We start from the raw sequence: 13,474 nt of genomic DNA, 5'->3' as shown, positions 1-13,474 counted from the left end.
AAGCGTCAGTTGGACTTCGCTGTGATCCATACGGTCACGGCGACGAGCGCGCCGATACCGAAGATCCACACGAACAGGCCCTCGGAGACCGGTCCGAGCGAGCCCAGCGAGAATCCGCCGATCTGCACGGACTGCTGCTGGAAGAGCAGCGCCGAGATGATGTCTCGCTTGTCCTCGTCGGACAGGTTCATGTCGCCGAAGACCGGCATGTTCTGCGGGCCGGTGACCATGGCCGCGTACATGTGCAGCGCACTGGTCTCGCCGAGCCCCGGGGCGTACTTGCCCTCGGTGAGCGCTCCACCTGCGGCGGCTACGTTGTGGCACATCGCGCAGTTGACGCGGAACAGCTCCGCACCGTTGGACACATCGCCCTTGCCGTCGAGGATGTGGTCCGACGGGAAGGTCGGGCCGGGGGCCTCTGACTGCACGAACGACGAGATCGCGAGGATCTGGTCCTCGGTGAACTGCGGTGCCTTCTGCGGCGCCTGCGGTCCCTGCATCTGCAGCGGCATGCGGCCGGTCGACAGCTGGAACTCGGTCGCCAGCTCGCCCACGCCGTAGAGGCTGGGGCCGTTCGCGGTTCCCTGCAGGTCGAGGCCGTGGCAGGTGGCGCAGTTGGCCGTGAACAGCTTCTTGCCGTCTTCGACGGTCAGCTGCGAGGTCGCAGCCGACTGGGTGTCGGACGCAGCGAACGCGGCGGACGCTCCGGCGTACACAGCGCCGGTGATCATGAGGCCTGCTCCGATGAGCGCGGCCGCCGCCAAAGGGCTGCGACGACCGCTGGAACGGCGCTTCTTCTCTCGTGCCATCTCGGGGATCAGCTCCGCTCTTATTTCAGGAAGTAGATAACGAGGAACAGCACGATCCAGACGACGTCGACGAAGTGCCAGTAGTAGGACACCACGATCGAGGAAGTCGCCTCCTTGTGCCGGAAGTTCTTGACGGCGTATGCGCGGCCGATGACGAGCAGGAACGCGACCAGGCCACCCGTGACGTGAAGGGCGTGGAAGCCGGTCGTCAGGTAGAAGGCGGAAGCGTAGGAGTCGGCGTTGATCGGCATGCCTTCAGCGACGAGCTGTGCGTACTCCCAGACCTGACCCGAGACGAAGATCGCGCCGAGGGCGAAGGTGAGGAAGAACCACTCGACCATTCCCCAGCCGAACAGACGACGGCGTCCTGCGCCGTTCTTCTGTCCCTTGCCGATCTTGTAGGGCTGCAGGTCCTCCGCCGCGAACACGCCCATCTGGCACGTGAACGAGGAGAGCACGAGGATCGCAGTGTTCACTGCGGCGAACGGGACGTTCAGCAGCTCGGTCCGGTCTGCCCACAGCTCCGGAGAGGTGCTGCGGAGGGTGAAGTAGATCGCGAAGAGTCCCGCGAAGAACATCACCTCACTGCCGAGCCACACAATGGTGCCGACAGCTACCGGGTTGGGCCGCTTAATCGTTCTCGCCGCCGGGGCATACGTCGCTGAGGTCGTCACCCCTCCATTATGGCCGATCCGCGGGCGTGATTCTTGCACCGACGACCCTCAGATTGCCGGTCGGTGACTTAGGGGACCCTAAGAAAACACTGCGAATACCCGGTGAATCCGCGGGAAACAAGGGGTGGGGGCGAAGTGCACGTGTGTTCGGAAGCATCTGCATGTTTTCTCCGCGCCGATAGGATCGCACACATGGCTGATTCCCTGACCTGGTCCGACGTGCTCACCTCTCTGCTGGAGCGTCGCGATCTCAGCGTCTGGGAGTCGACATGGGCCATGCGGCAGATCATGCAGGGGAGCGTCACCGAGGCGCAGCTGGCCGGTTTCCTCGTCGCGCTCCGGGCCAAGGGAGAGACGATCGACGAGATCGTCGGCTTCCGGGATGCGATCCTCGAGGCCGCCGTTCCCCTCCCCGTCTCGCCTGATGTGCTCGACATCGTGGGAACAGGTGGAGACCGCGTCGGCACGGTGAACGTCTCGACCACGGCGGCGATCATCATCGGCGCCACGGGAGTCCCCGTCGTCAAGCACGGCAACCGGGCGGCGAGCTCTGCCTCCGGCTCCTCCGACGTCCTCGGAGCACTCGGCCTCGAGCTGTCGCTCGACCCCGCAGCCGTCGCGTCCATCCTCGACCGCACCGGCATCACGTTCGCATGGGCCGGCGCCTTCCACCCCGGCTTCAAGCATGCGGGTCCCGTCCGCGCCGAACTCGGGGTTCCCACCGTCTTCAACATGCTCGGACCGCTGTGCAACCCCGCCAGGGCCGAGGCCAACGCGGTCGGCGTCGCGCAGATCGAGCGCGTTCCGCTCATCACCGGTGTGTTCCGGACCCGCGGTGCGACGGCACTGGTCTTCCGTGGCGATGACGGACTCGACGAACTCACCACGACCGGGCACAGTCGCATCTGGGAAGTCACTAGAGGGGACATCCACGAGCATGACCTCGACCCCCGTGACCTCGACATCCCGATCGCCGACCTCGCCGACCTGATCGGCGGATCGCCGCAGCACAATGCGGAGGTGCTTCGGCGCACGCTGGCGGGGGAGACCGGAGCCGTGCGGGACATCGTGCTGCTCAACGCCGCGGCGGGCATCGTCGCGTTCGAGCTCTCCCAGGATGCCACCCAGGTGCAGCGTCCGATCCTGGAACGTCTGCGCGCAGGATACGACAAGGCGTCGGCGGCCGTGGACGACGGTCGTGCCCTGGCCAAGCTCGACCAATGGATCTCGGTCAGTCGCGAGCTGGCCACCCCGAAGGAGTAACCGTGGACCCCGTCGACGCGCTGCTGGAGATCGCCTCTCTGCTGGAGCGCGAGCGGGCGTCACGGTACCGAGCGAAGGCCTTTCGTCAGGCGGCGGCGACGCTGCAGGATCTTCCGGACGACGTCCGTGTCGATCCCACGCGACTGCGTGCGGCGAAGGGCATCGGCGAGTCGACGTTCACGGTGATCCGTCAGGCGCAGGCGGGACAGGTGCCGGACTACCTCGTCGAGCTGCGAGGCGACGTCGAACCCGAGCGGGTCTCGGAGCTCCGCTCGAAGCTCCGTGGCGACCTGCACGCGCACACCGACTGGTCGGACGGCACGACTCCCATCGCGGTCATGGCCGCGGCTGCCCGAGCTCTGGGCCATGAGTATCAGGCGATCACCGATCACTCGCCGCGTCTTCGAGTGGCCAGAGGGCTCTCCGCCGAGCGACTGCGGGAGCAGATGCCGTTGGTGCGTGCGGAGTCCGGCGACGGCTTCACCCTGCTGGCCGGGATCGAGGTCGACATCCTCGAAGACGGCGCCCTCGATCAGGAGGATGCCCTGCTGGGCGAACTCGACATCGTCGTCGCGTCGGTGCATTCGAAGCTGCGCATGGACTCGCGCCCGATGACCGCGCGGATGATCGCCGCGGTGTCGCACCCGAGGGTGAACGTACTCGGACACTGCACGGGTCGACTCGTTCAGGGTGAGCGCGGGACGCGTCCGCAGTCGGCATTCGATGCGGCAGCGGTCTTCGCCGCATGCGCGGACAACGGCGTGGCCGTCGAGATCAACTCACGCCCCGAGCGCCAGGATCCGCCGGATGACCTGATCGCGATCGCTCTCGAGGCAGGATGCCTGTTCTCCATCGATTCCGACGCGCACGCCCCTGGCCAGCTCTCGCTGCTCGATCACGGGGCCGAGCGTGCGGAGTGGGCGGGGATCCCGGCGTCGCGGATCGTCACGACGTGGGGGCTCTCCCGACTGCTCGCCTGGACCGAGTAGACGCCGCGGCGTCTGGCCGGTCAGCCGGCCGAGAGTGCAGCTTTCGACACCGCGGCGACCGCGCGCGTCATGGAGCCGCCGAGGTTCCACCTCTCGGAGAGAGCCGTCGCCGCGTCCACTTCGGAGGGGTCGAGCACCCGCAGCGGAATGTCGGGAGCGGTGATGGGGAGCGAAGTGGCGACCGCGACCACGGTCGGCGCGACATCGAGGTAGGCGGATGCGGCGAGCACCTTCGCCCGCACCCCCGCGCTCATGCCCTCTCCTGCTTCTGCGGCGGCGCGGATCCCCTCGAGATCGGCGTGGGTCTGCAGCAGCGTCGCAGCGGTCTTCTCGCCGACACCGGCCACACCGGGAAGGCCGTCGGAAGCATCGCCGCGCATCGTGGCGAAGTCGGCGTACTGCGAGGGGAGAACTCCGTACTTCGCCACCACCGTCGCATCGGTCACGACCTCGAGGTTGCTCATGCCGCGTGCGGTGTAGATCACGCGCACGTCGCGGGCGTCGTCGACGAGCTGGAACAGGTCGCGGTCTCCCGTGACGATGTCGACCGGCATCGTCGCATCGGTCGCAAGCGTGCCGATGACGTCGTCGGCCTCGTGCTCCGCCACTCCGATGATCGGGATCCCGATCGCGGCGAGAGTCTCCCGGATGAGCGGGATCTGCGCTTCGAGGGGGTCGGGGACCTCCTCGATGTCGGGTCCGCTCGCGATGACCTCGACCACGCGATGCGTCTTGTAGCTCGGGATGAGGTCGACGCGCCACTGCGGGCGCCAGTCGTCGTCCCAGCACGCGATCACGTGCGTGGGCTCATAGAGGGTGACGAGCTTGGCGATGATGTCGAGTAGACCGCGCGCCGCGTTGATCGGGGAGCCGTCGGGCGCCGTCACCTTGTCGGGGACGCCGTAGAAGGCGCGGAAGTAGAGGCTGGCAGTGTCGAGCAGCATGAGGCGATCGGTCACGAACGACAGTCTGGCATGGGCATGCGACGCCGGCCGGCGAGTCTCAGTCGGGTGCTGAGACGATCCGCCGGGTTGCGACACTCACGGGCATGAACGCTCCTCTTCGCATGTTCTCGTCCGTCCTCCTGGGCGGGGTGGTGCTCGTCACGGCGCTGACCGGATGCGCCATGTCGGCAGGAACGTCGCCGGTACCGGAATCGACGTCCGATCCGAACGCGTCCGATGCCACCGACGCTCCGACGGCGGCGTGGCTCGATGCGACGTCGTTGGTGGTGAAGACCTGGGGCGATGCCTGCGCGCCGCAGATCGGGGACATCGTCGCGGGGGAGCAGTCTCTCGAGATCGTGCTCGTCGCCGGGCAGGACGAGGTGTGTGCGGCAGTGCAGACGGCGCACGGGACCTACGTCGGGCTGCCGGCGGCGTTCGACTCGTCGCGCCCGGTCGAGCTGACGGTGACCGACGCCGGAGGCGAGAAGAGCGAGCTCACGCTGCCCGGACTCGACGACGGAGAGATCATCCCTGCCGATCGGATGTCGGCGCAGACTCCCGCGGCGGCATGGATCGACGACCGCGAACTCGCGATCCTCACCTGGGGGTCGTCGACGTGCATGCCGACATCCGGAACGTTCGAGGCCGTCAGCGCGACGGAGGGGGTCGTGCGGCTGGAAACGAACACGGACGGGGTCTGCACGATGGACCTGGTTCCGCAGATCACCTTCGTGCCCGCGGAGGGAGTCGATGAGGACGTGAAGCTGACGCTCGACGGCTACACCGATGCGGATGGCGCCCCGGTCATCGTGACCGTCCTGCGGTAGCTCCTCCGCAGGCGTCGCTCAGCAGCCCGGCGCCGATGGCCGCTGCTCGCAGGTGAAGGCCACGAGCGCCGTGTGAGCCTCGAAGACGCGTATCTCCCGAGCGGGGCCGGGGATCGTGAGCTCGCCGGCGATCGGGAACCAGCCGCCGCCGAGGTCGACCTCCGCGGCATAGCGGACGGTGACGTGCGCCTGGTACGTGCCGCGCTCCCGGTACACATGGCTCGTCGGGGTCGGTGTGAACGGGGCCTGGCCGAGTGTCGACCAGGTCTGTCCGCCGGTGCTCGAGGTCGCGGTCGTGCCGTCGCCGTGCACGAACTTGTAGCCGACAGGCGTGAAGCGCACGCTGAGCGGTGCGCCGAAGAGGGTTTCCGAGCGCGTATGCACGGATGCCGCTGCGACGAAGTTCGTCGGCATCCCGGCCACGCCGACATTGTCGGGCTCGCCCACGTTCGCGACCGGATCCGGCGCGAACTGCGCGAGGTCATCGATCGTGATCGCCGGAGCCACGGGGTCGTCCGTCCCCGGTGGCGGCGCTGGCGTCGGTTCCTCGTCGACCGCGGCGCGAAAGCAGCTTCGGGAGCTGTTCCAGTCGTCGAGACACGAATCGAAGTCGAACTCGTGCACGGGGAAGGCGGGTCCGGAGGGGGAAGAGGGGGTGTCTCGGCGCGGGGCGTCGTTGCGTGGGCCGCCGGAGGAAGGCTGGGTCTGTGTTCCGGTGATGACGACGGTCTGGCCGTCTGTACCGGTGAGTAGGTCACTTCCGCCATCGCTGGTACCGGAACTCGTCGTGGTGAATAGCACAAGGCTCACGCAGAGAGTGCTTAGTGGCCGGAGCATGTATCGCCTTCGACACGCTCTACTTCGTCCACGCGAAGACGGACACCATCCCATCGAAACGTCGTCTCGATCTCATAGACGTCAGGGCGGTCGGGATTGACAACGGAGGTGCCGCTTGCGTCGAGAACTGTGACACTACTCACGTCGACACAAACGATTGCGGTTACCAGTTCAGATGATTCCTTCGTCGTTTGCCCAACGAACCGAGTCACCACCGCACTACCGTCGATCGAGTACCCCTCGGCGTGCATCATCGAGAAGTTCTCTCGGTCAGCCTTCTGGACCCCTCCGCTTGAGAATGCATAAGTGCTTTCAAACGTCTCAGGGTTCGTCGGATCCACCGCGTTCAGTGCGTCGGTATAGGCCCGGTACGTCTCTTCTGCGGCGGCGAAGGCTTCTTCCTCGGAGGCGAAGGCCGCGGTCGGGGTGGGCGTCGGTGCGGGGGTCGGCGTGCAGCCCGCGAGCATCACGACGACGGCTGCCATCGTGAGGGCGCCGAAGCGACGGGATGAGGCAGGGAGACGAGTCGGCGAGATCACTCCGTCACGGTAGCCCGGAGTGCCCGGGAGCCGCCGGAGTTATCCACAGCTCGGTGCTCCGCTGAATCCGACTCCTGCAGTATCCGAACTTCTGATAGCCTTAACCGTCACTCGTGGCGTGCATGCGCGTGCCCTCGTGACGAGAAAACCAAAATCCAACTGCTGTGAAGCATGCAGTCGGCCGTGCGCGGCCGTTGCCTTGCAGCCCGAGTCTCCATTCAACAAGGACAACCCACTACATGACTACCGCAACGACCGCCCCGGCCACCAAGCAGGTCGCCATCAACGACATCGGATCTGCTGAGGACTTCCTGGCCGCGGTCGAGAAGACCCTGAAGTTCTTCAACGACGGCGACATCATCGAAGGCACGATCGTCAAGATCGACCGCGATGAGGTCCTCCTCGATGTCGGCTACAAGACCGAGGGTGTCATCCCCTCGCGCGAGCTCTCGATCAAGCACGACGTCGACCCCAACGAGGTCGTCGCTGTCGGCGATCTGGTCGAGGCCCTCGTTCTCCAGAAGGAGGACAAGGAAGGCCGTCTGATCCTCTCCAAGAAGCGCGCACAGTACGAGCGTGCCTGGGGAGACGTCGAGAAGATCAAGGAGAACGACGGCGTCGTCACCGGTACGGTCATCGAGGTCGTCAAGGGTGGACTCATCGTCGACATCGGCCTCCGTGGCTTCCTGCCGGCGTCGCTCATCGAGCTGCGTCGCGTCCGCGACCTCACGCCGTACCTCGGCCAGGAGATCGAGGCGAAGATCCTCGAGCTCGACAAGAACCGCAACAACGTCGTCCTGAGCCGCCGCGCGCTGCTCGAGCAGACGCAGTCGGAGTCGCGCACCACGTTCCTGAACAACCTGCACAAGGGTCAGGTCCGCAAGGGTGTCGTCTCGTCGATCGTCAACTTCGGTGCGTTCGTCGACCTGGGTGGCGTGGACGGCCTCGTGCACGTCTCCGAGCTGTCCTGGAAGCACATCGAGCACGCCTCCGAGGTCGTCGAGGTTGGCCAGGAGGTCACCGTCGAGATCCTCGAGGTCGACCTCGACCGCGAGCGCGTCTCCCTGTCGCTGAAGGCGACGCAGGAGGACCCGTGGCAGGTCTTCGCCCGTACCCACGCGATCGGTCAGGTCACGCCGGGTAAGGTCACCAAGCTCGTTCCGTTCGGTGCGTTCGTCCGCGTCGCAGACGGCATCGAGGGCCTCGTCCACATCTCCGAGCTCTCCAGCAAGCACGTCGAGCTGGCCGAGCAGGTCGTGTCGGTCGGCGAAGAGGTCTTCGTCAAGGTCATCGACATCGACCTCGAGCGTCGTCGCATCTCGCTGTCGCTGAAGCAGGCCAACGAGTCGGTCGACCCCAACGGCACCGAGTTCGACCCGGCTCTGTACGGCATGCTCGCCGAGTACGACGAGAACGGCGAGTACAAGTACCCGGAGGGCTTCGACGCCGAGACCGGTGCATGGAAGGAAGGCTTCGACGCCCAGCGCGAGGCATGGGAGCAGGAGTACGCTGCAGCCCAGGCTCGCTGGGAGGCGCACAAGGCTCAGGTCGTCAAGGCGGCCGAGGCCGAGGCTGCTGCCGGAGAAGACTTCGGTGGCCAGTCCTTCACCAGCGAGGTCGCCGGCGCCGGCACCCTCGCGGACGACGAGGCTCTTGCGGCTCTGCGCGAGAAGCTCTCGGGCGGCAACGCTTAGGCAGCATTCTGGAACGGGTCGTCACCTCGCCTTCGGGCGGGGGTGGCGGCCCGTTTCGCATGTCCGGACCGCGGATTCGCGCGCGTGACGCCACATTACGACCGTATTCGTAACAGTCGATCCGCTCGGCCAGCATGGGCGTATGACGACCCTCCTGCCCGCGCCGCGCACCACCGACGCGTCGACGGCGGCGGGAACCGCACAGGCGGTGCGGCTCGACGGCATCGACCGATCCTTCCCGCTGCCGAACGGACGCCGAGATGTGCTGCGCGGGGTGGACGTCGACATCGCAGCGGGCGAGATCGTGGCTGTGGTGGGGCCGTCCGGGTGCGGAAAGTCGACCCTGCTGCGCCTCGTCGGCGGTCTGGACGCGCCGACGAAAGGCACCATCCGTCTCGATGACACGGCTGTCGCCGACGTCGACGAGCGCACGGCCGTCGCATTCCAGGAGCCCCGGCTGCTCCCATGGCGCACGATCGCCCAGAACGTCGAACTCGGGCTGCCGCGGGGCACCGCTCGCCGCGCCGGACGCGAACGCGTGCGGGAACTGCTGCACCTGGTCGGCCTCGACCACGCGGCTGATCAGCGTCCCCGCGAGGTGTCCGGTGGCATGGCACAGCGCGCATCCCTCGCCAGAGCTCTCGCCCGGAACCCCGGTGTGCTCCTGCTCGACGAGCCCTTCGGAGCGCTCGACGCCCTCACGCGCCTGCGCATGCACGATCTGCTGCTGAAGATCCATGCCGCGGAGCCGACCACGGTGCTCCTCGTCACCCACGACGTCGAAGAGGCCCTCTACCTCGCCGACCGCGTCCTGCTGCTCCGCACGCTGTCGGAGCCCGGCGTCGACGAGTCCTCCATCGCCCGCACGATCTCCGTGCCGGGCCTCCGTCCCCGAGACCGCGCCGATCGTGGTCTCGCCGACCTGCGCGCCGACCTGCTCGAAGGTCTCGGCGTCGACACCCACCACCGCACCCCCGAGGAGACCCGATGAGCATCACCACCCGCCGAATCATCCCCGCGATCGCGATCGCCGGGACGATGATGCTCGTCGCCACGGGCTGCGTCGCCGGAGAGAACGCGGCGGCCACCGACGCGAAGCCCACGTCGGAGACGACCGAGTGGTCGTCCGACACGTTGTCGATCGACTTCGCGACCTACAACCCGCTGAGCCTCGTGATCCGCGACCAGGGCATCCTCGAAGACATCCTCGGTGACGACGTCACCGTCGAGTGGGTGCAGTCCGCCGGTTCCAACAAGGCGAACGAGCTGCTGCGCTCCGGGTCGGTCGACGTCGGGTCGACGGCGGGATCCGCAGCCCTCCTGGCGCGTGCGAACGGCTCGCCCATCCAGGTCATCGACATCTTCTCGCAGCCCGAATGGGCGGCGATCGTCGTCGGGCCCGACAGTGACATCTCGTCGATCGAAGACCTCAAAGGTGCCTCCGTCGCGGCGACCAAGGGCACCGATCCGTACTTCTTCCTGCTGCAGGCGCTCGAGGAGGGCGGTCTGTCGCTGTCGGACGTCGAGGTGCAGAACCTGCAGCACGCCGACGGCCGTGCGGCTCTCGACGGTGGTTCGGTCGACGCGTGGTCGGGCCTCGACCCGATCATGGCGGCGGCCGAGGCGGAATCGGGCGACAAGCTCATCTACCGCAACGTCGACTTCAACACCTACGGCTTCCTCAACGCGACCGAGGACTTCATCACGAACCACCCCGACCTCGCACAGGCCGTCGTCGACGCCTATGAGCAGGCACGGGAGTGGGCGCTGGAGAACCCCGACGAGACGGCAGCTCTTCTCGCCGAGGTGGCGGGCATCGACATCGGCGTCGCCACCACGGTGATCCAGGAGCGCTCGAACCTCGACGTGAGCGGCATCCCCGGCGACGACCAGATCGCCGTGCTCGAGAAGATCGCCCCCGTGCTCGTGGAGTCCGGCGATGTGCAAGGCGGTGAGGACTCCGTCGAGAAGGCGCTCTCCTCGATCGTGAACGCGACCTTCGCCGAGAAGGCGGTCGGCGGCGAGTGAGTGATCTCGACCAGCGAGTGACCGTCCCCGCGGATTCGCGGGACGCGCTCGACTTCGCCAAGGGCGAGCTCCGGCGCCCGGATGCCGCAGCCCGGCGCATGTGGGATCGACCGGTCGTTCGGATCGTCGCGGGACTTCTTCTTCCCGCGATCATCCTGATCGTGTGGCAGGTCGTCACGACGAACGGACTGGTCCCGCCGTACCGTCTTCCCACGCCGGCGTCGGTCTTCCAGGCGGGCGTCGAGCTGGCGGAGAACGGGCAGCTCTGGACGCACATCGCCATCTCCGTGCAGCGCGTGCTGCTCGGATTCGCGATCGGCTCCATCATCGGGCTCGCCGCAGCCGGCGTGGTGGGACTGTCCCGCCTGGGCGACGTGCTGCTCAGCCCGACGCTCGCCGCCGTCCGCGCCGTGCCGTCGCTCGCCTGGGTGCCGCTCCTGATCCTCTGGATGCAGATCGGCGAGGAGTCCAAGGTCACGCTGATCGCGATCGGGGCGTTCTTCCCCGTCTACACGACGGTCGCCTCGGCTCTTCGGCACGTCGATCCGCATCTCGTCGAAGCCGGACGCTCGTTCAGCCTGCGCGGATGGTCGCTGTTCCGCATCGTGCAGCTGCCCGCGGTCGTGCCGTCCGTCATCTCCGGACTCCGGCTCGCGCTGGCACAGGCCTGGCTGTTCCTGGTCGCCGCCGAACTCATCGCCTCATCCATGGGGCTCGGCTTCCTGCTCACCGACTCCCAGAACAGCGGGCGGGTCGACCGCATCCTGCTCTCCATCGTGCTGCTGGCGCTGCTCGGCACCCTCACCAACGGCGTCCTCGTCCTGGTGGAGAAGTACCTTCTGAGGCGATGGGTGTGAGCGTGACGGAGGCACGGTTGCAGGAGACGCGCATCTACGAACCGTCGAGCGGCTTCCCGCACCCGAACGTCACCGGGGAGGCGTATGCACGCGCCGCGGTGGATCCCGTCGCCTTCTGGCAAGATGCCGCCCGTCGCCTCGACTGGTCGGAGCCCTGGCACACCGCGCACGAGTGGGAGCCTCCGAGCGGGGACGCGGTCCCGGCGGCGCGCTGGTTCATCGGCGGCACTCTCAACGTGGCCGTCAACTGCGTCGACCGGCACGTCGAGGCCGGTCGTGGAGACAAGGTGGCCCTGCACTTCGAGGGGGAGCCGGGGGACCGGATCGCGGTCACCTACTCCGATCTGCAGCAGCGGGTCGCGCGGGCCGCCAACGCCCTCACCGCGCTCGGCATCGAGCCGGGAGACCGCGTCGTGATCTACCTGCCCGTGCTCGTGGAGACGATCGTGATCACGCTCGCCTGCGCGCGGATCGGCGCGGTGCACTCGCTCGTGTTCGGCGGATTCTCGGCGGAGGCCGTGCGCTTCCGTCTCGAGGACACCGGCGCGAAGCTGCTGGTGACGAGCGACGGCCAGTACCGTCGCGGCACCGCCACCGAGGTCAAGTCGACGGCCGATGGCGCCGCTGCCGGCCTCCGCGATCTCGAGCACGTGCTCGTGCTCCGTCGCACCGGCCAGGACGTCCCGTGGACCGAGGGGCGTGATGTCTGGTGGCACGACGTCGTCGACACGGCGTCATCCGTCCACGATGCACTGCCGTTCGAGGCCGAGCATCCGCTCTTCATCATCTACACGTCGGGCACCACCGGGAAGCCGAAGGGACTCGTGCACACCTCGGGCGGCTATCTCACACAGGCGAGCTGGGCGCACTGGGCGCACTTCGACGCGAAGCCCGACGACGTGCACTGGTGCACGGCAGACCTCGCCTGGGTGACAGCGCATACCTACGAGATCTACGGTCCGCTGTCGAACGGCCTCACGCAGGTCATCTACGAGGGGACGCCGGATTCGCCCCACAGAGAGCGGCATCTCGAGATCATCGAGCGCTATGGGGTGACCGTCTACTACACGGCGCCCACGCTGATCCGCACGTTCATGACGTGGTTCGGCGCTGCGCTGCCGGCCGGCCATGACCTCTCGACGCTTCGGCTGCTCGGTACCGTCGGTGAGGCGATCAACCCCGAGGCCTGGGTGTGGTTCCGGCGGAACTTCGGCCGCGACGAGCTTCCGGTGATCGATACGTGGTGGCAGTCCGAGACCGGCGCCGCGATGATCGCTCCGCTGCCCGGTGTCACACCCCTCAAGCCGGGCTCGGCGTCCGTCCCGCTGCCGGGGATCGACGCCGCGGTGGTCGACGCGGACGGAGACGAGGTCGAACCCGGCCGCTCGGGAACGCTCGTCATCCGCCGGCCGTGGCCCGGTATGGCCCGCACCGTCTGGGGTGATCCGGAGCGATACCGCGATGCGTACTGGTCGACGTATGCCGGGCACGGCGAGTTCGGCGGCTTCTATGTCGCCGGGGACGGCGCGACCAGGGACGCCGACGGTTACATCTGGATCCTCGGTCGCCTCGACGACGTCGTCAACGTCTCCGGCCACCGACTCTCCACGATCGAGATCGAGTCGGCTCTCGTCGCGCATGAGACGGTCGGTGAGGCGGGCTCGGCCGGGGTGTCCGATCCCGTGACCGGTCAGGCCGTCGTGGCCTTCGTGACGCCGTCCGGCCTCGCCGACGTGGCTCCGGCCGACCTGCGCGCTCAGGTCGCACAGGCGATCGGCCCCGTCGCCAAGCCGAAGCACATCGTGGTCGTGCCCGATCTTCCCAAGACCCGGTCGGGCAAGATCATGCGCCGACTCCTGGCGCAGTTGTGGGAAGGCGAGCAGGATCGCCGGGCCGGTCGCGAACCCCCGCAGCTCGGGGACACCACCTCGCTGCAGAACCCCTGGGCCGTCGAAGACATCGCCGACGTGCTCGCCACCGCTGAACTCTCGCCATCGCTGAACTGAGGAC

At 67.5% G+C, this 13,474-nt stretch carries 13 protein-coding genes; 8 read left to right on the top strand and 5 right to left on the bottom strand.

Features of this window, described 5'->3' with window-relative positions:
• Nucleotides 1-5 precede the first annotated feature (5 nt).
• Together ACFVWL_RS17675 and ACFVWL_RS17670 are read right to left on the bottom strand one after the other, a co-directional pair.
• Complete coding sequence (locus ACFVWL_RS17675) at nucleotides 6-809, bottom strand: c-type cytochrome (RefSeq protein WP_387185595.1); 804 nt, start codon at nucleotides 807-809, stop codon at nucleotides 6-8.
• A 20-nt stretch (nucleotides 810-829) separates the two neighbouring features.
• Nucleotides 830-1,387, bottom strand: a complete 558-nt coding sequence (locus tag ACFVWL_RS17670; protein WP_205828862.1) for a heme-copper oxidase subunit III — start codon at nucleotides 1,385-1,387, stop codon at nucleotides 830-832.
• 288 nt (nucleotides 1,388-1,675) lie between these two features.
• On the opposite strand from ACFVWL_RS17670, the gene trpD reads away from it, so the two are divergent.
• Nucleotides 1,676-2,746 (top strand): anthranilate phosphoribosyltransferase, encoded by a 1,071-nt coding sequence (gene trpD / locus ACFVWL_RS17665; protein ID WP_387185592.1) that lies wholly within the window; start codon nucleotides 1,676-1,678, stop codon nucleotides 2,744-2,746.
• Between the two features lie 2 nt (nucleotides 2,747-2,748).
• Nucleotides 2,749-3,735, top strand: a complete 987-nt coding sequence (locus tag ACFVWL_RS17660) for a PHP domain-containing protein (protein WP_387185590.1) — start codon at nucleotides 2,749-2,751, stop codon at nucleotides 3,733-3,735.
• 20 nt (nucleotides 3,736-3,755) lie between these two features.
• On the opposite strand, the gene ACFVWL_RS17655 is transcribed toward ACFVWL_RS17660, so the two are convergent.
• Entirely contained in the window at nucleotides 3,756-4,694 is a 939-nt protein-coding gene (locus ACFVWL_RS17655) for a 5'-3' exonuclease H3TH domain-containing protein (RefSeq protein ID WP_387185587.1), read from the bottom strand.
• 89 nt (nucleotides 4,695-4,783) lie between these two features.
• Here ACFVWL_RS17655 and ACFVWL_RS17650 point away from each other — a divergent pair, with 89 nt between their 5' ends.
• Nucleotides 4,784-5,509 (top strand): hypothetical protein, encoded by a 726-nt coding sequence (locus ACFVWL_RS17650; RefSeq protein ID WP_387185585.1) that lies wholly within the window; start codon nucleotides 4,784-4,786, stop codon nucleotides 5,507-5,509.
• A gap of 18 nt (nucleotides 5,510-5,527) precedes the next feature.
• Here ACFVWL_RS17650 and ACFVWL_RS17645 read toward each other — a convergent pair whose 3' ends face one another.
• Both ACFVWL_RS17645 and ACFVWL_RS17640 read right to left on the bottom strand, forming a co-directional pair.
• A complete protein-coding gene (locus ACFVWL_RS17645; protein WP_387185582.1) occupies nucleotides 5,528-6,319 on the bottom strand; it encodes a hypothetical protein in 792 nt (263 codons plus the stop codon).
• 11 nt (nucleotides 6,320-6,330) lie between these two features.
• Entirely contained in the window at nucleotides 6,331-6,831 is a 501-nt protein-coding gene (locus tag ACFVWL_RS17640) for a hypothetical protein (protein WP_387185580.1), read from the bottom strand.
• A gap of 293 nt (nucleotides 6,832-7,124) precedes the next feature.
• Between ACFVWL_RS17640 and rpsA the strand changes: the two genes are divergently transcribed.
• From rpsA to acs, 5 genes are all read left to right on the top strand, one after another.
• Nucleotides 7,125-8,579 (top strand): 30S ribosomal protein S1, encoded by a 1,455-nt coding sequence (rpsA, locus tag ACFVWL_RS17635; protein ID WP_105671380.1) that lies wholly within the window; start codon nucleotides 7,125-7,127, stop codon nucleotides 8,577-8,579.
• Nucleotides 8,580-8,721: 142 nt separating this feature from the next.
• Nucleotides 8,722-9,570, top strand: coding sequence for an ABC transporter ATP-binding protein (locus ACFVWL_RS17630; protein WP_387185577.1), 849 nt, complete (start codon nucleotides 8,722-8,724; stop codon nucleotides 9,568-9,570).
• Nucleotides 9,567-10,607, top strand: a complete 1,041-nt coding sequence (locus ACFVWL_RS17625; protein WP_387185574.1) for an aliphatic sulfonate ABC transporter substrate-binding protein — start codon at nucleotides 9,567-9,569, stop codon at nucleotides 10,605-10,607. Before ACFVWL_RS17630 ends, ACFVWL_RS17625 begins: the two co-directional genes overlap by 4 nt.
• Nucleotides 10,604-11,464: an ABC transporter permease gene (locus ACFVWL_RS17620; protein WP_387185571.1), complete on the top strand. Its 861-nt coding sequence runs from the start codon at nucleotides 10,604-10,606 to the stop codon at nucleotides 11,462-11,464. Before ACFVWL_RS17625 ends, ACFVWL_RS17620 begins: the two co-directional genes overlap by 4 nt.
• On the top strand, nucleotides 11,455-13,470 hold the full coding sequence (gene acs, locus ACFVWL_RS17615) for an acetate--CoA ligase (protein WP_387185569.1): 2,016 nt from the start codon (nucleotides 11,455-11,457) through the stop codon (nucleotides 13,468-13,470). Before ACFVWL_RS17620 ends, acs begins: the two co-directional genes overlap by 10 nt.
• The last annotated feature ends 4 nt before the right edge of the window (nucleotides 13,471-13,474 follow it).

It is taken from the genome of Microbacterium sp. NPDC058269 (assembly GCF_042881445.1).
GTDB lineage: Bacteria > Actinomycetota > Actinomycetes > Actinomycetales > Microbacteriaceae > Microbacterium.
Note: the sequence above shows the minus strand (reverse complement) of the source record. Positions and strands in the feature narration are given on the sequence as shown.